19 protein-coding genes are annotated in these 20432 nt (G+C 30.5%); 17 read left to right on the top strand and 2 right to left on the bottom strand.

The genetic code is table 11. The annotated features are described in order from the left end of the window. Window positions 1-84: 84 nt before the first annotated feature. The 7 genes from BMY33_RS05300 to purD all read left to right on the top strand — a co-directional run bounded on the left by BMY33_RS05300 (window position 85) and on the right by purD (window position 9094). Window positions 85-1287, top strand: coding sequence for a glycosyltransferase (locus tag BMY33_RS05300; protein ID WP_091406413.1), 1203 nt, complete (start codon window positions 85-87; stop codon window positions 1285-1287). Beyond that, window positions 1280-2623, top strand: a complete 1344-nt coding sequence (locus BMY33_RS05295) for an undecaprenyl-phosphate glucose phosphotransferase (RefSeq protein ID WP_091406412.1) — start codon at window positions 1280-1282, stop codon at window positions 2621-2623. The genes BMY33_RS05300 and BMY33_RS05295 overlap by 8 nt, the downstream gene beginning before the upstream one ends. 23 nt (window positions 2624-2646) lie before the next feature. Then, on the top strand, window positions 2647-3966 hold the full coding sequence (locus BMY33_RS05290) for a UDP-glucose dehydrogenase family protein (protein WP_091406411.1): 1320 nt from the start codon (window positions 2647-2649) through the stop codon (window positions 3964-3966). Beyond that, entirely contained in the window at window positions 3963-4943 is a 981-nt protein-coding gene (locus BMY33_RS05285) for a UDP-glucuronic acid decarboxylase family protein (protein WP_091406410.1), read from the top strand. Before BMY33_RS05290 ends, BMY33_RS05285 begins: the two co-directional genes overlap by 4 nt. Window positions 4944-4949: 6 nt before the next feature. Beyond that, window positions 4950-6302, top strand: coding sequence for an exopolysaccharide biosynthesis polyprenyl glycosylphosphotransferase (locus BMY33_RS05280; protein ID WP_091406409.1), 1353 nt, complete (start codon window positions 4950-4952; stop codon window positions 6300-6302). A gap of 114 nt (window positions 6303-6416) precedes the next feature. Next, window positions 6417-7727, top strand: coding sequence for an O-antigen ligase family protein (locus BMY33_RS05275; protein ID WP_170837008.1), 1311 nt, complete (start codon window positions 6417-6419; stop codon window positions 7725-7727). A gap of 95 nt (window positions 7728-7822) precedes the next feature. Beyond that, on the top strand, window positions 7823-9094 hold the full coding sequence (gene purD / locus BMY33_RS05270; protein WP_091406407.1) for a phosphoribosylamine--glycine ligase: 1272 nt from the start codon (window positions 7823-7825) through the stop codon (window positions 9092-9094). Window positions 9095-9208: 114 nt separating this feature from the next. Here the strand turns inward: purD and BMY33_RS05265 are convergent, their stop codons facing one another. Next, window positions 9209-9442, bottom strand: coding sequence for a DUF6341 family protein (locus tag BMY33_RS05265; RefSeq protein WP_091406406.1), 234 nt, complete (start codon window positions 9440-9442; stop codon window positions 9209-9211). Between the two features lie 113 nt (window positions 9443-9555). Here BMY33_RS05265 and BMY33_RS05260 point away from each other — a divergent pair, with 113 nt between their 5' ends. The 6 genes from BMY33_RS05260 (at window position 9556) to BMY33_RS05235 (ending at window position 15818) form a co-directional block, all read left to right on the top strand. Then, window positions 9556-10476 carry a DUF6427 family protein gene (locus tag BMY33_RS05260; RefSeq protein ID WP_139195591.1) on the top strand — a complete coding sequence of 307 codons (921 nt, stop codon included), beginning with the start codon at window positions 9556-9558 and terminating at the stop codon, window positions 10474-10476. Window positions 10477-10840: 364 nt separating this feature from the next. Further along, window positions 10841-11836, top strand: a complete 996-nt coding sequence (locus BMY33_RS05255; protein WP_091406404.1) for a DNA adenine methylase — start codon at window positions 10841-10843, stop codon at window positions 11834-11836. 5 nt (window positions 11837-11841) lie between these two features. Continuing rightward, on the top strand, window positions 11842-12450 hold the full coding sequence (locus BMY33_RS05250; RefSeq protein ID WP_091406403.1) for a DUF4254 domain-containing protein: 609 nt from the start codon (window positions 11842-11844) through the stop codon (window positions 12448-12450). A 10-nt stretch (window positions 12451-12460) separates the two neighbouring features. Beyond that, entirely contained in the window at window positions 12461-13537 is a 1077-nt protein-coding gene (locus tag BMY33_RS05245) for a glycosyltransferase family 9 protein (protein ID WP_425284218.1), read from the top strand. Window positions 13538-13718: 181 nt separating this feature from the next. Beyond that, window positions 13719-14825 carry a helix-turn-helix domain-containing protein gene (locus BMY33_RS05240; protein ID WP_091406402.1) on the top strand — a complete coding sequence of 369 codons (1107 nt, stop codon included), beginning with the start codon at window positions 13719-13721 and terminating at the stop codon, window positions 14823-14825. A 141-nt stretch (window positions 14826-14966) separates the two neighbouring features. Then, on the top strand, window positions 14967-15818 hold the full coding sequence (locus BMY33_RS05235; protein WP_091406401.1) for a CPBP family intramembrane glutamic endopeptidase: 852 nt from the start codon (window positions 14967-14969) through the stop codon (window positions 15816-15818). A gap of 1 nt (window position 15819) precedes the next feature. Here the strand turns inward: BMY33_RS05235 and BMY33_RS05230 are convergent, their stop codons facing one another. Next, complete coding sequence (locus BMY33_RS05230) at window positions 15820-16872, bottom strand: ferredoxin--NADP reductase (protein ID WP_091406400.1); 1053 nt, start codon at window positions 16870-16872, stop codon at window positions 15820-15822. Between the two features lie 202 nt (window positions 16873-17074). On the opposite strand from BMY33_RS05230, the gene BMY33_RS05225 reads away from it, so the two are divergent. The 4 genes from BMY33_RS05225 to BMY33_RS05210 all read left to right on the top strand — a co-directional run bounded on the left by BMY33_RS05225 (window position 17075) and on the right by BMY33_RS05210 (window position 20343). Then, the gene (locus BMY33_RS05225; protein WP_091406399.1) at window positions 17075-17413 is read left to right on the top strand and encodes a PadR family transcriptional regulator; all 339 of its coding nucleotides are present in this window, start codon (window positions 17075-17077) and stop codon (window positions 17411-17413) included. Between the two features lies 1 nt (window position 17414). Then, window positions 17415-18035 (top strand): hypothetical protein, encoded by a 621-nt coding sequence (locus tag BMY33_RS05220; RefSeq protein ID WP_091406398.1) that lies wholly within the window; start codon window positions 17415-17417, stop codon window positions 18033-18035. A 132-nt stretch (window positions 18036-18167) separates the two neighbouring features. Continuing rightward, complete coding sequence (locus tag BMY33_RS05215) at window positions 18168-19643, top strand: DUF5687 family protein (RefSeq protein ID WP_091406397.1); 1476 nt, start codon at window positions 18168-18170, stop codon at window positions 19641-19643. 4 nt (window positions 19644-19647) lie between these two features. After that, entirely contained in the window at window positions 19648-20343 is a 696-nt protein-coding gene (locus BMY33_RS05210; RefSeq protein WP_091406396.1) for an ABC transporter ATP-binding protein, read from the top strand. The last annotated feature ends 89 nt before the right edge of the window (window positions 20344-20432 follow it).

The raw sequence follows: 20432 nt of genomic DNA, 5'->3' as shown, positions 1-20432 counted from the left end.
AAATTGCTTTAACTTTGTTTTGTTTAGTTTAAAGTCCTTCAAAAGGTTTTTATTAAAATTTTAAATTCAATAATTAATTCCCAAATGTTGAAAATAAAAAAAGCTTTAGTACATGATTGGTATACACAATATAGTGGTGGAGAAAGATGCATTGAAAGTTTTACAAATATTTGGGGTGATTTTGATCATTTTACCTTAGTCGATACCTTAACTAATGAGCAGAGGGAAAAAGTACTTAAGGGTAAAAAAACGAATACCTCTTTTATAGAAAAATTACCATTTGGGAAGAAAAAATATCGTTCATATTTACCTTTGTTTCCTCTTGCTATTGAACAGTTTGATCTAAATGAGTATGAATTGATTATTTCTTCATCATCTGCTATATCGAAGGGGGTGTTAACAAGACCAGATCAACTACATATATGTTATGTTTACTCACCGATTCGTTATGCTTGGGATTTATATTTTCAGTACTTAAAAGAAAGTGGACTTAATAAAGGAATAAAGGGTGTGATAGCGAAATACTTTCTTCATAAACTAAGAGTTTGGGATGTAAGTACAGCTAACAGACCAGATCATTATATCACAATTTCTCATTATATAGCGGCAAGAATAAAAAAAATTTATAACAAAGAATCAATAGTAATTTATCCCCCTGTAGATACAGAATCTTTCACGATATCAGATAAAAAGGAAGATTACTATGTTACTTGTTCTAGGATGGTGCCTTATAAAAAAATAAATTTGATAGTAGAAGCATTTTCTAAAACAAATAAGAAGCTTGTTGTGATTGGAGATGGTCCAGATTTTAAGAAAATAAAGAAATTAGCTACTTCAAATATTGATCTAATGGGCCATGTTGGAAAAACAGAGATGATTGAAATAGTAAGAAAAGCCAGAGCCTTTGTTTTTGCTGCAGAGGAAGATTTTGGAATAGCTCCTATTGAAGCTCAGGCTTGTGGAGTACCTGTTATCGCTTTTGCTAAAGGAGGAGTTTTAGAAACAATTAAGGGTTGTTTTATAACAGATAATGTAATAGAAGAGAATACAGGAGTTTTTTTTAAAGAACAGACTATTGACTCATTACTTGGAGCAATTGAATTTTTTGAAAGACACGAGCGGTCTTTTGATAAGCAAACAATTCGCAAGCAGGCAGAGCTTTTCAGTAAAGAACGATTCGAAAAAGAGTTTAAAAAAACAATAGAAAAGCTATATGACCGTTGGAGAAATAAGATGGATGACAATAGTTTAATTCGAGAGAGTCACGAAAAAAGTGTTTATGAATAAAGGTGGATACTCAAAATACATAAGGCCACTTTTATATGGTATTGACCTATTAATGGTTTCTTTTTTCGCATATTTTCTTTTAACCAAAAGCTTTTTAGATATCGCATTTATAATGCTTTTTTGGATTGTATTATCATTTTTGATTTCTGTTTATGCGATATATCGATTTACAAAAATCACAAAAATTATATCTTTATTTTTCCGGCAAACGGTATTATTGGCGCTGCTGGTTTTTACGTATTACTATATCACTGGAATATTTGTACCGAAGGCAAATATTATTAATTTCTTTTTAGCACTCCTACTTGTTATTACTACTTGGAGAGTTTTTTTATTTGTTTTTTTTCAAAAATACAGGATAATTACAGGTAGTAATAATGTATATGTAGTTATCGTAGGGTTGAATCAATCTACAAAAAAATTAGCGTCATTTTTCGATAATTCTCCGGAGTATGGTTACAAGTTTAGAGGTTTTTTTGATAATAGAGATAGTTCTAACATTAGTGGGACTATAGAAGAGAGTTATAGTTTTATTTTAGAAAATAATATTGACGAAGTATATTGTTCAACTAAAGAACTTAGTAATGAGCAAATAAAAGAACTTACCGAGTTTTGTGAACGAAATTTGAAAGTGGTAAAATTTGTTGCAGACGATAAAGAATTGTTTTCGAAAAATTTAGAGCTAGATTATTATAATCTTACTCCAATTCTTTCTCTATCCAAAATACCATTAGATGATCCAATAAAGGATTTAATAAAAAGAACTTTTGATATTGTATTTTCTATTTCGGTAATAGTCTTATTATTATCTTGGCTTATTCCTATAATTGCTCTATTAATTAAAATAGAAAGCCGAGGTCCTGTTTTTTTTAAACAGCATCGATATGGGGCAGATTTTAATCTTTTTTTGTGTTATAAGTTTAGATCTATGACACCAAACAAAGAATCCGATAAAATGCAAGCGTCCAAAAATGATGCTAGGGTAACTAGAATGGGTAAATTTATTAGAAGAACTAGTCTAGATGAGTTACCTCAGTTTTTTAATGTATTATATGGAGAAATGTCTGTAGTTGGTCCTAGGCCGCTTTTAATGAGTCATACAGATGATTATAAGGATAAAATAAATAAATTTATGATACGTCATAATGTTAAACCAGGAATAACAGGTTTAGCTCAAATAAGTGGATATAGAGGTAACATCGCAAGTGACTTAGATATGTTGAACCGAGTGAGATACGATATATTTTATGTAGAAAATTGGTCACTTATTTTAGATATTAATATAATTTTACAAACGGTTATGAATATCTTTAAAGGAGAAGATAAAGCGTACTAGTTTTAAATAAGAAAAAAGAATAAATGAAGATATCGGTAATAGGTACGGGTTATGTTGGTTTGGTTACAGGAACTTGTTTAGCGGAGACAGGTAATGAAGTAATTTGTGTTGATATAGATGAGCAAAAAGTTCAGAAAATGCGGGATGGAGAGGTTCCAATTTACGAGCCACATTTAGATGTGCTTTTTGAGAGAAATATCAAGGCAAATAGATTGCGTTTTACAACTTCGCTAAAGGAAGGGTTAGATCATGGAGACATCATTTTTTTAGCATTACCAACTCCAGAGGATGAGGATGGATCTGCTGATTTATCATATGTTTTGGGTGTTTCTGATGAAATAGGTAAGATTATTTCTGAGTATAAGGTTATTGTTGATAAAAGTACTGTTCCTGTTGGTACTGCAGAAAAAGTTCATTCTGCTATAGCATTGAATGCAAAGTGTGATTTTGATGTGGTTTCTAATCCGGAGTTTTTGAGAGAAGGTTTTGCAGTGGATGATTTTTTGAAGCCAGAACGAATTGTAGTTGGTTCTTCTTCGGATAGGGCTACAGAATTAATAAAAAAACTATACAAGCCATTTGTGAGATCTGGTAATCCAATAATAATTATGGATGAAAAGTCAGCTGAATTGACTAAATATGCAGCAAATTCATTTTTAGCTACTAAGATTACCTTTATGAATGAGATCGCTAATTATTGTGAGAAAGTAGGTGCAGATGTGGATATGGTTCGTAGAGGTATGGGTACGGATTCTAGGATAGGTAAGCGTTTTTTATTTCCTGGAATTGGATATGGTGGATCTTGTTTTCCAAAGGATGTAAAGGCTTTACATAAATCAGGAAAGGACGATAATTATGATTTTAAAATTTTAGAGTCTGTAATTGAAGTAAATCAAAGTCAGAAAGTTGTATTAATTCCGAAAATAGTAGACTATTTTAGTGGAGATCTTAAAGGAAAGACTTTTGCGATTTGGGGACTTGCTTTTAAACCAGAAACGGATGATATTAGAGAAGCACCCGCATTGAATATAATTGATTCTTTATTAAGTAAAGGAGCTAGTATAAAAGCTTTTGATCCTGAAGCAATGGATAATGTGGCAAGGAAATATGGAGATAAAATTACATTTTCAAAATCAATGTATGAAGTTCTGGATAAAGCAGATGCATTGATCATATGTACAGAGTGGAGTATTTTTAGGACTCCAGATTTTGATAGAATAAAGAATGATCTTACTAATGATGTTATTTTCGATGGCAGAAACTTGTATGATCTAACAGATATTGAAAAAGAAGAAATTACATACTTTTCTATTGGGAGAAAAGATATTAAAACTATAAAATGAAAAAAGTTCTAATTACTGGAGCAGCTGGTTTTTTAGGATCACATCTTTGTGATCGTTTTATTAATGAAGGGTATCATGTTATCGGAATGGATAATTTGATAACAGGTGATTTAAAGAATATAGAACATCTCTTTAAATTAAAAAACTTTGAATTTTATGACCATGATGTTTCAAAGTTTGTTCACATTCCTGGTAGTTTAGATTATATATTACATTTTGCTTCTCCAGCTAGTCCCATCGATTATCTTAAAATCCCAATTCAAACGTTGAAGGTGGGATCTCTAGGAACACATAATCTTTTGGGTTTAGCAAAGGAAAAAAACGCAAGAATTTTAATTGCTTCAACTAGTGAAGTATATGGTGACCCATTAGTTCACCCGCAAACAGAAGATTACTATGGTAATGTAAACACTATCGGACCTCGAGGAGTATATGATGAGGCAAAGAGATTTCAGGAATCTATAACAATGGCTTATCATACGTACCATAAGGTAGAAACAAGAATAGTTAGAATTTTCAACACATATGGTCCTAGAATGCGATTAAATGATGGAAGAGTAGTACCTGCTTTTATAGGACAAGCTTTGCGAGGAGAAGACCTTACGGTTTTTGGTGATGGTTCTCAAACACGTTCATTTTGTTATGTCGATGATTTAATAGAAGGAATCTATCGATTGTTATTTAGTGATTATGTGTATCCCGTTAACATTGGAAATCCGAATGAAATTACGATTAGTGATTTTGCAGAAGAGATTATTAGGTTGACAGGAACAGATCAAAAAGTAATTTATAAACCTTTACCGGTTAATGATCCTTTACAGAGACAACCAGATATAACAAGAGCAAAAGAAATTTTAGATTGGCAACCAAAAATTGATAGATCTGAAGGAATGAAAGAAACTTTAGAGTATTTTAAAAGTCTTTCTGAGGAGGAGCTGTATAGAAGTGAGCATAAAGATTTTTCATCTTATTCTTAATGTCAGATGCATCATAAAAGAGGGGGATATTCATATTTGATCAGACCAATACTTATTGTAATTGATCTGGTTATTTTGCTAGTTTCTTCTTTTTATTTTCTAAAAGAAATTGTTACTAATCAACTTTATGTGTTTTTATCCGTTGTTTGGTTGATTTCCTCTTACTTACTAAATTTTTATGAAGTATACCGATTTACCAAGATAATTACAGTTATTTCACTGTTAATCCGACAAGGATTATTGGTTCTCATATTGTTGTATGCTTATTTTGGGTTACTTAAAATAAATTTCTTTTCTGTAAAAGATACCTTTAGTTTCATTGCAATAACTATTTCTTCTGTTGGTGTAGTTAAGGTAATTACATATTATGCTCTTAGAAGATATCGTTCTTATTTAGGAGGAAATAATAGAAGGGTAATTATTATTGGAAGCAATAAAAGTGCTCAGCAATTAAAAACGTTTTTTGAGAAAAGAAAAGACCTTGGATATCAAGTTTTAGAAGTGTTCTCTGACAAGCTTAGTAATAAAATTGAAGATAGCTTTGAGTTTCTAAAAGAGGAAGATGTGGATGAAATCTATTGCTCAATAGATGAAATTTCTGATGAGGTAGTCAATGAATATGTAAAATATTCAGATCAGAATTATAGCGTGCTTAAATTCATACCTAATTCACAGCGTATTTTTTCAAAGCGACTTAAAACCGATTATTATGAGTATTTACCTGTTTTGTCGATTCCAGAGGTATCATTAAATAGTGCGACAAATAGGGCTATTAAAAGAGGTTTTGATATTGTTTTTTCTTTATTGGTTATCATTTTTATACTTTCTTGGTTGATTCCTTTATTATATGTTTTAATAAAATTAGAATCCAAAGGTCCATTAATCTATAGTCACAGACGCAATGGAATCAATTATACGGAGTTTGTTTGCTATAAATTTAGATCGATGAGGGATGAGAATTTTTCTGATCTTATTCAGGTAAAAAAAGATGATCATCGAGTTACTAAAATTGGTCGTTTTATAAGAAGAACCAGTATAGATGAGTTGCCACAATTTTTTAATGTGCTTTTTGGCGATATGTCTGTCGTAGGACCAAGACCTCATATGATTTCATATACTAAAGATTATGGAAAAAGAATAGATAAATATAATTTTGTATTCCGTCACTCTGTGAAGCCTGGTATTACAGGGATGGCTCAGGTAAAAGGATATAGAGGAGAAGTCGAAAATGATGAAGATATCGTAAATCGAATTAAATATGATATTTTTTATATAGAAAACTGGTCATTATTATTAGACTCAAAAATTATAATAGATACGATACTAAATCTCATAAAAGGACAAGAGAAAGCATATTAATCTATTTACAATTGGACGCATAAAGATTATAACTAAAGGAATTATATTTTATAGCGTTTATTGATTGTATACTCGTGTGTGCTATATAATTTACCGGTAAGTTTTATTAAAATGGTGAGATTAGGTAAAAAAATAAATGATCTAGCTGAGATGTTTTATAAACATGATGATAGTTTGGTTCTTACTATTTTTTGGAATAGCTTATACGTAGCATTTCTTTTGCTTCCCCTTGGGATTAATCTCCCTACACCATTTTTTATAATTTCCATTGGCCTAGGAATAGTAAATATTTTTAAATCGAGGAAGAGATTTGTTTTGGAGAATAAGACGTTATTATTATTCCCTTTATATTTTATTGTAATGTTATCTAGTTTGGTGTACACGGATAATATTTTTAGTGGATTAAATTTATTACAAAGATCTCTGTCCTTATTTTTATTTCCTGTAATTTTTCTTTTTGTCAAAGAAGATGCTTCTTCGGTAAGAAAGTTATTTGATTTCTTACTTTTAGGTTTGATCATTTCGTTTTTTATAAACTTTTCAATTGCGATTTTTAATTCGATATCGATAGCAAAAGGAGGATTTTCCTTAGAAATTTCAGTGGCTGATCTTAATACTTTTATAGATGCAATTGTAAATGGGTGGAATTACTTTGTTGGGGATGAGTTTTCTAAATTGATTAACCCTAGTTATCTCTCTTTATATATACTTTTAGTATTAAGCTATTATCTAAAAAACAGCTTAGATACAAAGCTGAGAACCGCCATTGTTATGATACTTTTCTTATATCTGTTTTTATTGGCCTCTATAGCCGCATATATGATCCTTACAATAATGTCTTTGCTTTTAATTTTTAATATTTCAGATAAAAGTAGAAAACATACAATGATTATTATGTTTCTTTTAGGGGTTTTAGTATTTCTGAATAACCCTCGTGTATTTGATTTTTATGCTAAAGTCAAAGATTTTGGAATGACAAAGGAATATGCGAATTCTACTTCAGAAAAAGCAAGGTTGTTATCATGGAAATCTAGTATCTGTTTAGTTAAAGAAGCTCCCTTATTAGGTTATGGAATTGGAGATGCTAACGATGTATTAATTAAAAAATATGAAGAGTTAGGTTATGTCTATAATTTTGAAAATAAGTATAATGCTCATAACCAATTTTTCCAAACATTACTTCAGACTGGAATAGTAGGATTTGGGGTATTGATAATTATTTTTGTTGTTTTAGCAATACGAATGAAGAGAAGTCGAAATGAATTTTCAGTTTTTGTAATACTGTTTATTTCACTTGTCTTTGAATCCATGTTAGTTAGATTTAATGGTATTGTGTTTTTCTCTATCATTATACCATTATTGCTTAAAAAGAGGAGTATTTTGAGTAGTAGAATAATACGGAACACCTCAAATACAATTGTTTAAAAATGTAAAATAGACAACAAAATTATTAGCAAGAAAAGAGGTAAAGAACTATTTTTGGGCGCATAAAAGTTAGCTATCATATAATTACTTGAAAAATGAATATTTTAATATTAGGATCCGGAGGAAGAGAACATACATTTGCTTATAAGATTGCCCAGAGTAGTTTATGTGAAAAATTATTTGTTGCTCCAGGAAATGCAGGTACTGCTAGTATTGCTAACAATGTAGCGATATCGGTAACGGATTTTGGGGCTATAAAGGATTTTGTTTTAAAAGAAAAAATAGAAATGGTTGTGGTAGGGCCAGAGGATCCCTTGGTACAAGGAATAACAGATTTCTTTTCTGAAGATAATGACCTAAAGAATGTTTCAGTTATTGGACCATCAAAGGAAGGTGCAAGATTAGAAGGGAGTAAAGAGTATGCGAAAGAATTTTTATTTAGACATAATATACCTACAGCAGCATACCAAAGTTTTACTGCTACTACAGTAAATGACGGAAAACAATTTTTAGAAACGTTAAATCCACCGTATGTTCTAAAAGCGGATGGTTTAGCTGCGGGTAAAGGGGTTCTTATTCTTCAAGATATTGAAGAAGCTAAAAAAGAACTTGAAAATATGCTCACCAATAAAAAGTTTGGAGCGGCGAGTGAAAAAGTAGTTATTGAAGAATTCCTAGATGGTATTGAATTAAGTGTTTTTGTTCTTACTGATGGCAAGAATTATGTGACTTTACCAACAGCGAAAGACTATAAACGAATTGGAGAAGGAGATACTGGACTTAATACAGGTGGAATGGGAGCAATTTCGCCAGTTCCTTTTGCGGATGATGACTTTATGAATAAGATAGAAACAAGTATTATCCAGCCAACTGTAGAAGGCCTCGCAAAAGAAGAAATAGATTATAAAGGTTTTATTTTTATTGGATTGATAAAGGTAGGTGATGATCCTAAGGTTATAGAGTATAACGTAAGAATGGGAGACCCAGAAACAGAAGCTGTGCTACCTAGAGTTAAAACAGATTTAGTATCACTATTTAATCATGTATCTAATCAAACGTTAGATCAAATAGATATTGAAATAGATTCTAGAAGTGCTACTACTGTAATGACAGTCTCAGGTGGATATCCAGAGTCTTATGAAAAAGGAAAAGAAATTACAGGTATTGATGGAATAGATGATGCTATTGTTTTTCATGCCGGAACTAAATTAGAAGGAGATAAAGTCGTTACTAATGGTGGACGCGTTATTGCTGTGACTTCATTTCATGATGATTTTAGGGAGGCACTAAAACTATCATACCAGAATATTGAGAAATTACATTTTGATAAAATGTATTACAGAAAGGATCTTGGATTTGATTTGTAGAGTTTTTCTGTTTGAATCGAATTATATAAAAAAAGTCAAGTGATTTTAATCACTTGACTTTTTTTATATAAAGAAGCATAAAATGCTTCAATAACCTTATTTTAAATAAAAAAACTACGGCTTTAAAAATGAATGAGCTTTTGGATCTCTATCTTCTTCATCATTGTCGTTGAATTTTTTTAATTCTTTCATCCAATATAAAAAAGCTACAAAACCGATAAGCATAAATAACCAATTTACGATATTTGCCGCACTCCAGCTCTCTAGTTCTAAAGCTCTAAGAGCATCCATTGGAGCCAAAAGCAAATCTACAAATAGGGATTGTATCGCTTCAAAAAAATCTTTCATGATATGATCTTCATTTTAATTATAAAAAGCTAACTAAAAACTTTTTATCAATTAGTTATATTATATTTAAAAACAATAATATATTGTTTAGCGCAAAAATATAAAAAATAGTAGTGTTATCAAGCTTTTTTAGTAAATCAAAACCAATTAATTTTATAATTGTAGCATTATATATGTTTGTAATGTATGTAATAGCGCATTATAAAAATGGTATCAATTTAGATTATTTTAAAATTGTGATCCTTTTAGTTGGATGCGTTGCATATATTCTGACAATGCTGATATTAAATCATATCACCCAAAAAAACGACTTAACATATAAAAGCACACATACAATACTATTATTTGCTTTTCTAACTGGGATTTTACCAATTTCACTAACTAATTCTAATATTCTATTATCGAACCTAATGATTATTTTAGGAGTAAGGAGTGTGCTTAGTTTAAGAAATGGTAAATATATCAAGTCTAATGTTTTAAATGCTTCTTTATGCATTGGTTTAGCTTCTTTGGCTTATTTCTGGAGTATAGCTTTTATTGCTATAGTATTTTTAGGAGTTTTGTATTTTGAGCCTAAAAATTATAGAAATTGGATTATTCCTTTTATAGGGTTATTGACTGTATATGTCTTATCAAATTGTTTTACGTTATTGTTTTATGACTCATTTTTTGCTATCACTGACTATGTAGAACCAATATCATTTTCTTTTGACGCTTATGTTTCTAATGGAGGATTTTTTTCAATAGGAGTGCTAATAATTTGTATACTTTTTTTTCTCACGGTTTATTTAATAAAATATAGTAGAAAACCAACAAAATCTAAACCTGTTCTAAAACTAATTATTGCACAATTATTAATTGCGTTGCTTCTAGTAGTAATTACCCTGAATAAAAATACTTCAGAAATGATTTTTATAGCAGCTCCTTTAGCGATTATTGGAACAACCTACTTAGAGATTGATCATGGCAAGTTTATAAAAGAAATTAATCTTTGGGTATTTCTGCTGTTGCCATTAATGACAATGTTATTTTGACCGAACCTTATTTAGATAGTATAGAATTACCGCGTGGGTTAGCATATAAATGAGTTTGTCATACAATTAAAATCATTTTTAGGAACATTATAATATGCAACAAAACACCCAAAAGAATTAATTTATTGGTTATATCGTAATCAAAGTTTACCTATTGAGAATAGAATTTTTATAATTGACATGCTGATGATGGTGAACATCGGAAATTAAAAGTACAAATATCATGACGCAGAGATATAATCTCGGCATATGTTGCTACATTTGATGATTCTGATTTATTTAGATTACAATTACAACCGTATCAAATTGTAAACTCAGGTATGATATATACTGTTAAATGAGAAGCAAATTGGCTTAATAAACAATGAATTACATAGGTTCAAAATATAAACTCTCTAATTTTATTAAAACCTCTGTTTTGCAAACAGTAGGTGCTGAATTAGAAAGTAAGGTTTTTTGTGATCTTTTTGCTGGAACTGGTATAGTTGGTAGAAGTTTTAAAACTATGGTAAGTCAGTTAATTTCGAATGATTTAGAGTATTATAGTTATATTTTAAATAGAAATTATGTTGGCAATAATCAATCTATAAATGCTCTGGACCATATTAAAGAATTAAACTTTTTAGAAGGAAAAGAAGGTTTTATTTATAAGAACTATTGTAACGGAGGTGTATCTGATCGTCAATATTTTAGTAATGAAAATGGTCTTAAAATAGATGCTGCAAGAGTGCAAATAGAAAAATGGAAAGAAACGAAGGAAATTGATCAAGATACTTATTACTTTTTGCTAGCATCACTTTTAGAAGGAGCGGATAAAGTTGCTAATACGGCCTCTGTATACGCTTCATATCTAAAGGGTTTAAAAAAAACTGCTCAAAAAAAGTTAGAAGTTGTACCAGCTAATTTTGAATGTACAGAAAATAAGCACCTGGTGTATAATCAGGATAGTAATATGTTGATAAAACATATAGAAGGAGATATTTTATATCTAGATCCTCCCTATAATGCCAGGCAGTATGGAGCCAATTATCATATGCTAAATACTATTGCAAAATATGATACCTTTGTCCCCGTTGGAAAAACTGGTTTAAGACCTTATCAAAGATCTAATTATTGTAAAAGAAGGGAAGTGTCTAAAGTTTTTGAAGATTTAATCAAGAATTCAAAATTTACTTACATTTTTCTTAGCTATAATAATGAAGGTTTAATGTCAGAAAAAGAAATAAGACAAATTATGAAACGTTATGGTAGATATGATTTAGTGACTACAAAATATCAGAGATTTAAAGCCGATAAAACTGAAAATAGAAACCATAAAGCCACCGAAACAAAAGAATATTTACACATTTTAGAAAAATAAGTACAATGTTTACAGATAAAGCAAACAAGATTTTTAAAGAAGTTATAGACATGTATCATGTGATTGATCGTGTAGATCAAGAATTTTCTAATCCATACGATAGTAAATCAGAACAAATAGAGCATTTGTTATATAGAAAATGTTGGATAGATACAGTACAATGGCATTATGAAGATATTATTCGTGATCCAGAAATTGATCCAATTGCAGCTTTAAAACTAAAAAGACAGATCGATGCATCGAACCAAGATCGCACAGATATGGTTGAATATATTGATAGTTATTTTTTAGAAACATATAAGGATATTATCCCTAAACAAGATGCTACAATCAATACAGAGAGTCCTGCTTGGGGAGTAGATCGATTATCGATACTAGCGTTGAAAGTTTATCATATGCATGAAGAAACTATTCGAGAAGGTGCATCAGATACGCACAAGGCAGCATGTCAAAAAAAATATAATGTTTTATTAGAACAGCAGGTAGATCTTTCCACTGCAATAGATACTTTACTTAATGATATTGAGAAAGGTGATAAGTATATGAAAGTCTACAAACAGATGAAAATGTATAATGATGATGAGTTAAATCCTGTTTTACGAGGAGAAAAATAGTAAAGTATTTTTGAGTAAAGTAGAAAACATAATAAAGAATAACAAAGCCCTTTCAGAGGGCTTTGATGCTCATATCCTGGTTATTAGATTATCCGCAATGGGTGATGTAGCTATGACAGTACCAATATTGCGAACATTTAGAGCTATTTATCCTAACGTAAAAATAACGGTACTTACACGAAAATTCTTTGAACCAGTTTTTGCTGGAATTGATAACTTAGAAGTTTATCATGCAGATGTTCATGGAAAACACAAAGGTGTTTTTGGATTATCAAAACTTTCTAAAGAATTAAGAGGTCTCGGAATAACTGCGGTTGCAGATTTGCATAATGTATTAAGATCCAATGTGCTTAAGAACTTTTTTTCTCTTCGTGGTATTAAAGTGGCTCAGATCGACAAAGGTAGAGCCGAGAAAAAAGCACTAACTAAATCAGTCAATAAAGAGTTTAAGCAGTTAAAAACAACACATCAAAGGTATGCGGACGTTTTTGAAAAATTGGGATATGATATTGATTTAAATCATCATTCTTTTCCAGAAAAAACGAAGTTAACCCAAAAAATCCTGGAACTTACAAAGAAAACTACTAAAAAATGGCTTGGAATAGCTCCTTTTGCTCAATATGAAAGTAAAGTATATCCTTTAGAATTAATGGTTGAGGTCATTGAGAAACTTGATCAAGAAGATACTTATGAAATATTGCTTTTTGGTGGAGGAAAGAAGGAAATAGGTATTCTTAACAATATTGATAGTAAGTATAAAAATGTGATTAACATTGCAGGTAAATTATCCTTTGAAGATGAGTTAAAACTTATCGGAAACCTAGATGTAATGCTATCTATGGATAGTGGTAATGCACATTTAGCTGCTATGTACGGAATTCCTACGATAACACTCTGGGGTGTTACACATCCTTTTGCAGGATTTATGCCTTTTGGACAGCCTATGGAAAATGCTATTCTTCCTAATTTAACAAAGTATGATCAAATTCCTACTTCAATTTACGGAAATAAAGTTCCCGAAGGATATGAAAATGTTATGCACAGTATTCAACCTGAGGTAATAATCGCATCTATTGATAATCTTTAAGTAGAAATTGAATTTAGTTTCTATTTAAAAATATCCTAGTTCTTTACATCGCTACTGCTCTCCAACCAAGATTATTCATTTTTCTGTGTTCTTCCAGTTGTTACTTGTAAACTCGTAGCCATAGTTAAAACATTCAATTTTTTATATATTGAACTAGTTAAAATAAAATCATAAAAAGTTAATGATTGATACCTCTTTAGACTCTACGAATTTTTACTTTTTATTGGCTATTTTTCAAGGGTTTATGCTTTCTTTTATCATAATATTTCGTTTTAAAAAAAGTATGCCAAATCTGTTTTTTGGAATCCTTGTATTTTTATTCTCTCTTTCTCTTTTGCACTTAATATTAGAAGAGTCTATTCAAGCTTTCAATTCAAAGTTCCCAATTCCAATGGAATTTAGCCTAGCTTATGGCCCTTTAACGTATTTCCATGTCATATATATTAAAAATCCTTTAAGAGTTTTTAGGCGGAAGGATTTGCTTCATTTTTTACCTTCTTTACTTTTAGATGGCCTTCTATTCATGCTGTTGTTTACATATGTTAGATTAAATCTTGATTGGGCTTACGCAAATATTATCTTAATTCAAAAAATTGCTTTGATCATGGGGTTATTAGGGATAGTTCAATTAGCTACCTATACCTACTTAATCTATCGCGAATCAGTAGGTGTCAAAAATCTATTGCTAGAGTTTAGAGTAGTGAGAACCTGGCTTAAATATCTAATTGTATCTTGGTGTTTACTTGTTGGCTTTCTATTGTTCGTTATTCCTATTGCTTTAATTTTCATAAAAAAGGTAGATGAGAACTCCTTTTATTTCTATAAACCACTTGGGATTATTTTAGGAGTTTTTATTTATTCTTTAGGGTATTTATATTTATTAAAATATCTCAAGGTTATTGGAGACTATTCTAATCGCATAATAAGAATTTACTCATCCGAAAATAATTTGAGTGAAAAGAAAGAAGAAGTACTTTACGCATTAACCAAAGATGAGCTCTATAGGGATTCTGAACTGACAATATCTAAATTAGCTGCACACCTTGGTTGGCCAACCAATACCCTTTCAAGAATAATAAATGATACACTTCATACGAACTTTATAGACCTTATAAACAGTTACAGGGTTAATGCATTTAAGGAAAAACTAATCGCAAGCGATAGTGAAAAATATTCAATTATAGGTCTAAGTGAAGAGGCAGGCTTTAATTCTAAGACTTCTTTTTATAGAATTTTTAAGAAAGAAACAGGAATGACACCTTCTGAATATTTGAATTCTCTGCGTTAAATGGTTTCAAATGACGATTTGGAACTAATTTAATTATGTTATTCCTTTCCCTCTGGTGATATTTGAAGATACCTTTTTTGAATCGAGGTTTCTTGAGAAAATACGAGTCATACCTCCATTCAATTTATTTAAATAATATTGATGATAAAATTAGAAAAAAACGTTTGGTACTATATTGGTCTAGTATTTCTTTTCACATATACTATTCAAATTATTTCCATTTTAATTGCTGATGAAAATGCTTTTTTAGCACAATTTTTTGTCGGTTTCACTATGTTTATACCAGGAATAGCAGCGATTGTCTATTTAATAAAAACTAAACAAGGACTTAAATATATTAATTGGGATATTGGTAAAATCAAGTACATAGTATTTAGTTTAATCTTGCCAATACTAATTACGTTTCTCGGAATTTTAGTATTTGAACACACAGGATTGGCATCAAATAATGTTTTCCTGATAAATAATGCGCAAGTTCATAGTATCGAAATCCCACTAATATTTGGAAGTAATCAGCAAAGCATTCTTTTCTTTATTCTTAATTTTTTTGTTACCGGAATTTTATTTTCATTACTAACAAGTTTTTTAACTATCGGTGAAGAAATTGGATGGAGAGGTTTTCTTCAAAAGAAATTATTAGAAAAGAATAGTCTATTTAAATCGCTCACATTTTTAGGAATTCTATGGGGTTTTTGGCACTTCCCGCTTATTATTAATGGATTTAATTATCCTGAATATCCAATGTTAGGAGCTTTTCTATTTTTTCCTTTAACTATTGTTTTTGTTTCCTATTTTATAGGATGGTTAACTATTAATTCTAAAAGTGTATGGCCAGCAGTATTAGCACATGGCGTTATAAATTCTTTTATGATTTTATTATTTGAGATGGATTTTGGAAAAAATAAACTTGAAGGTAACCTTTCGATACTAGGCTTATGGCTCATAATAGGTACGATATCGTTTTATTTATTATCAAAAAAAACGATTAACTAACCTAAACATCGTCAAAATCTACTTTTATACTTGATGAAGTAGGATGTGCTTGACAAGCTAAGACAAGTCCCTCAGCAAGTTCTCCATCCGTAAGAATACTATTTTTCTCCATAACAGCAGTACCATCAGTGATTTTACAAATACAAGAACTACAAACTCCTCCTTGACAAGAATACGGAGCATCTATATCTTCTTCTAATGCTGCATCAAGAATTGTTTTTTTCTGATCCATTACGAAACTAAACTCCTCGTCATCAACAAGTATAGAGATACTGGTTTTTCCGTCTAACGAGACATTAACTTCTGTATTAGAGGTGCTACTAGTAAATAGTTCAAAATGTATATTTCCCTTAGGAATTTCGTTTTCTAGTAAAACATCTGTTACTGTATTGATCATTTCTTCTGGACCACACAGGTAGAATGCTTGGAAGTTTGTGTCTTTAAATTTGTTCTTAGTGATATAGTTGATTGTAGATTTTTCTATCCTTCCAAAACGGGCACCTTCTTCTTTACTTCTACTGTAGAAAAATTCTATATACAATCTATCGGGATGTTCCGCTTGTAAAGAGAGTAGTTCTTTAGAAAAAATTGTTTCCGAAGGCGTCTGATTACCATAAACTAAAACAAAACGACTATTAGGCTCTTCCTCTAGGGTGCTTTTAATCATACTCATTACAGGAGTAATTCCACTACCAGCAACAAAGGCGGCATAACTATGAGTTACAGTCGGATCGGGTTTTAGGATAAAATTACCTTCGGGCGTGTGCACATCTAGTGTGTCACCAACTTGTAATTTATTATTTGCTATTGCGGAGAAAGTTCCGTTTTCGATCTCTTTAACCGCAACACGAAGAGAATGACTTTTTGGAGAACTACAAATAGAGTACGCCCTCCTTATTTCCTTACCTTCAACTTGGGTTTTGATTGTTATATATTGACCAGGAGTGAAGGAATAGTCATTTTTTAATTCTGAAGGAATATCAAATTCTATAGAAACAGCTTTTGGAGTTTCTCTAGTAATGTTTTTTATAGTAAGTGTATGGAAATCTGACATAGCAATTTGGTAAACTTTAAACTGAAGCCTTAATAGTTAAGGTTTCAGTTTACACTTTATAGTAATTAATCTTTTACGAATTATTTTTCGCAAAAATACTAAATGCAAAAGACCACAGGGGGGTTTTGGGATAAATTTATATACCTAAAAAACTTATGCATAAGAAAATTATGTATATATTTGTAGTTTAATAAATAGTGTTATGGGTAATTCTAAATTATATAAAGGTAGTTTAAACACCATTATTCTAAAGCTTTTGGAAGAAAGTGAGAAGATGTACGGATATGAGATTACTCAGAAAGTAAAAGAAATTACTAAAGGGGAATTGAATATAACTGAAGGTGCCTTATATCCTGCATTACATAAATTAGAGGCAGAAGGGTTGTTAGATGTGGAAATGCAAAAAGTAGATAATCGCCTTCGTAAATATTATAAACTTACGGAAAAAGGAACAAAAGAAACTGCTAATCGATTAACGGAATTAGAGGAGTATATCCGAACCATGCAAACTATTATAAACCCAAAATGGAGTATACAGTAATATGAGTAAGTTAAATAAGGAAGACATACAATTTATAGACACCTATTTGTCAAACTCTGATATTCACTATGAGGATATACGGATCGAAATGATAGATCATGTAGCGTCAGAAATTGAAAGCAGAATGAATCTTGGTGATGATCGTGGTTTCTATATTATTTTTAAGGAATATATGATCGAAAACAAATCTTCTTTAGTGAAAGAAGGTAATAAACCGTTTAATTCTAAAATTTTTAAAAGCGTCTCTAAGCAATTTCTAAGAAACTTATATTCTTGGCAAGTAATATTTGGTAGTGTATTATGTTTTTGGCTTTTTAATAACCTTTATAAGTACTTTCACATTGAGAGTTTTGCAAGTACTTTTTTTCCAACATTTTTGATGGTTTTGGTTGGTTTTATTCCCATTATGGTCTTTGGCAAAAAGAAGTTTTCCTTTATTGGAAATTTTGTGGTTTTGATATCTATCTTTTTTTCGTTTAACTATTATTTTATTCCTTTTTTAGAAGAACCTTCATGGTTTTATTATATCAATTTAAGTATTATGACTGTTTTCTTTGTTTGTAGTTTGAAAACAATGATTTCATTAGTGATTTATTATAAAAAACGTTTTCAGTTGGCATAACAATTGGTTTTTATATCCTTAAAAAAACATAGTTTTTTAACTTTTCTTTCACTGTTTTTGTAACAAAATTCACTTTTTGATTACTAAATAGAGTAAGAAGTGTTTCCTGCTTCTTTTAAAACTAATACAACTATGTTTAAACACTTTATATCCTTACAGTGGAAATCTTTTTGGCGATCTGCATCTGCTTCTTCGGGAGTTTGGATGAAAATTTTCATGGGATTTTGGGCAGTATATTTTATTTTAATGATGATGGGAGGCAGTTTTATTGCCTATAAATATATCAGTAAAGATTTATGCCTAGACCCACTAGAAGTCGTAAATAGGTTTTTGATTTATTGGTGGGCATTTGATCTTATTTTTAGATATGCATTGCAAAAAATGCCAGTGATCAACATTAAACCTTTATTGATTTTACCCTTTAGCAAAAGCAAAATTGTATCATTTGCTTTAGGTAAAACAATGCTTTCTTTTTTTAATATTATTCACGCATTCTTTTTTGTTCCATTTTCAGTTCTTTTGATTGCTAATGGGGATGCACCTGTATTAAATGTATTATTATGGAATATAGGATTGATCGCATTGATATATGCTAATAATTTTCTGAATATCTTATTAAATAATAAGGATAGTCTTATTTATGGAGTTGGTGGTGTTATAGCACTACTAGGTGGGTTGCATTATTTTGGATACTTTGATGTTACACAATACACAGCACCGTTTTTTCAGGGATTATACGAATCAAAGTTTTTAGTAGCTATTCCAGTAGTTGTTGCGATTGCACTTTATATTATTGCATTTAAGTCTTTTGTAAAAGATTTATATCTGGATGCTGGATTGGCAACGAAATCTAAAACTGTAAAAACAGAAAATTTAGAATGGTTGGATAGATTTGGTAAAACAGCAGTATTTCTAAAGAATGATATTAAACTTATTAAAAGAAATAAGAGAGCAAGATCAACAGTAATCGTGAGTGTGTTATTTCTTTTTTATGGTCTGTTATTCTTCACAGGAGCGGTAGAAGTTTATGACGGACCCGTTTGGAGAATATTTGCAGGGATTTTTGTTTCTGGTGGGTTTTTAATGAGTTTTGGACAATTCGTTCCAAGTTGGGATAGTTCTTATTATCCATTAATGATGAGCCAAAATATTAAATACCGAGAATATCTTTCTTCAAAATGGTGGTTGATGGTAATAGCGACATTTATTTCTGCTGTTCTGGCATCAGGGTATTTATATTTTGGATGGGAGGCATACTTAGCAGTTGTTGTTGGTGCAATCTATAATATGGGAATGAATGCACACGTCGTATTATGGGCAGGTGCTTATGTAAAAACTCCAATAGATTTAACTAGTAATAAAAAGGCTTTTGGAGATAAACAGTCCTTTAATATGAAAACATTAATGTTATCATTACCAAAACTTGCATTACCAATGGTGTTATATGCAATAGGACATTATGCATACAGTCCATATGCAGGTTATGCGTTAGTTGCGGTTGCAGGAATTGCAGGTTTTGCATTTAGGAATATGGTTTTTGATAAAATTGAAAGAATTTATAGAACAGAGAAGTATAAAACGATTTGGGCATACAAACAAAAAAAATAAGAAGATGATAGGAGTACATAATATTACAAAGACATATGCAGGGAATACAGTATTAAATATTGAGCATTTAGAAATTCCTAAAGGAGATAGTTTTGGTTTAGTAGGTAATAATGGAGCCGGGAAAACAACTTTATTTAGTGCTTTATTGGATCTTATTAAGCCAACAACAGGTCATATAGAAAATAGTGGAATAAAAGTAAGTGAAAATGAGGATTGGAAATCAATTACATCCGCATTTATAGACGAAACGTTTTTGATTGGTTATCTTACAGCGGAGGAGTATTTCTATTTTATAGGAGAGCTTCGTGGTCAAAATAAGGCAGATGTAGATGCACTATTAGCAGAGTTTGAAGATTTTTTTCATGGAGAAATATTGGGTCAAAAGAAGTATTTAAGAGATTTATCGAAAGGAAATCAGAAGAAAGCAGGAATAGTAGCTGCGTTGATCGGAAATCCTGAAGTTGTTATTTTAGATGAACCATTCGCCAATTTGGACCCTACAACTCAGATTCGTTTAAAAAAGATTATCAAAGATCTAGCTGCAGATCCTACTGTTACTGTTTTGGTTTCTAGTCATGATTTGATGCACGTAACAGAAGTGTGTGAGCGTATTGTTGTATTGGACAAAGGAGAAGTGGTTAAAGATCTTGCAACCTCTACAGAAACATTAAAAGAGCTCGAAGAGCATTTTAATAAATAATTTTAAGCAATTAAGTTTTCGGGAAACTTTTTGAAACATCACTGATCTTTTATCAGTGATGTTTTTTTTGAAATAAAATTATTTATTGA

The organism is Aquimarina amphilecti, from assembly GCF_900109375.1.
GTDB lineage: Bacteria > Bacteroidota > Bacteroidia > Flavobacteriales > Flavobacteriaceae > Aquimarina > Aquimarina amphilecti.
This window is presented reverse-complemented; position numbering and strand designations above follow the sequence as displayed.

Coding starts and splice junctions, on each gene's coding strand:
- BMY33_RS05220 (WP_091406398.1), top strand. CDS start 17,415: ATGAGTAAGTTAAATAAGGAAGACATACAATTTATAGACACCTATTTG.
- BMY33_RS05250 (WP_091406403.1), top strand. CDS start 11,842: ATGTTTACAGATAAAGCAAACAAGATTTTTAAAGAAGTTATAGACATG.
- purD (WP_091406407.1), top strand. CDS start 7,823: ATGAATATTTTAATATTAGGATCCGGAGGAAGAGAACATACATTTGCT.
- BMY33_RS05225 (WP_091406399.1), top strand. CDS start 17,075: ATGGGTAATTCTAAATTATATAAAGGTAGTTTAAACACCATTATTCTA.
- BMY33_RS05300 (WP_091406413.1), top strand. CDS start 85: ATGTTGAAAATAAAAAAAGCTTTAGTACATGATTGGTATACACAATAT.
- BMY33_RS05265 (WP_091406406.1), bottom strand. CDS start 9,442: ATGAAAGATTTTTTTGAAGCGATACAATCCCTATTTGTAGATTTGCTT.
- BMY33_RS05215 (WP_091406397.1), top strand. CDS start 18,168: ATGTTTAAACACTTTATATCCTTACAGTGGAAATCTTTTTGGCGATCT.
- BMY33_RS05210 (WP_091406396.1), top strand. CDS start 19,648: ATGATAGGAGTACATAATATTACAAAGACATATGCAGGGAATACAGTA.
- BMY33_RS05230 (WP_091406400.1), bottom strand. CDS start 16,872: ATGTCAGATTTCCATACACTTACTATAAAAAACATTACTAGAGAAACT.
- BMY33_RS05290 (WP_091406411.1), top strand. CDS start 2,647: ATGAAGATATCGGTAATAGGTACGGGTTATGTTGGTTTGGTTACAGGA.
- BMY33_RS05280 (WP_091406409.1), top strand. CDS start 4,950: ATGCATCATAAAAGAGGGGGATATTCATATTTGATCAGACCAATACTT.
- BMY33_RS05235 (WP_091406401.1), top strand. CDS start 14,967: ATGATAAAATTAGAAAAAAACGTTTGGTACTATATTGGTCTAGTATTT.
- BMY33_RS05255 (WP_091406404.1), top strand. CDS start 10,841: ATGAATTACATAGGTTCAAAATATAAACTCTCTAATTTTATTAAAACC.
- BMY33_RS05295 (WP_091406412.1), top strand. CDS start 1,280: ATGAATAAAGGTGGATACTCAAAATACATAAGGCCACTTTTATATGGT.
- BMY33_RS05285 (WP_091406410.1), top strand. CDS start 3,963: ATGAAAAAAGTTCTAATTACTGGAGCAGCTGGTTTTTTAGGATCACAT.
- BMY33_RS05240 (WP_091406402.1), top strand. CDS start 13,719: ATGATTGATACCTCTTTAGACTCTACGAATTTTTACTTTTTATTGGCT.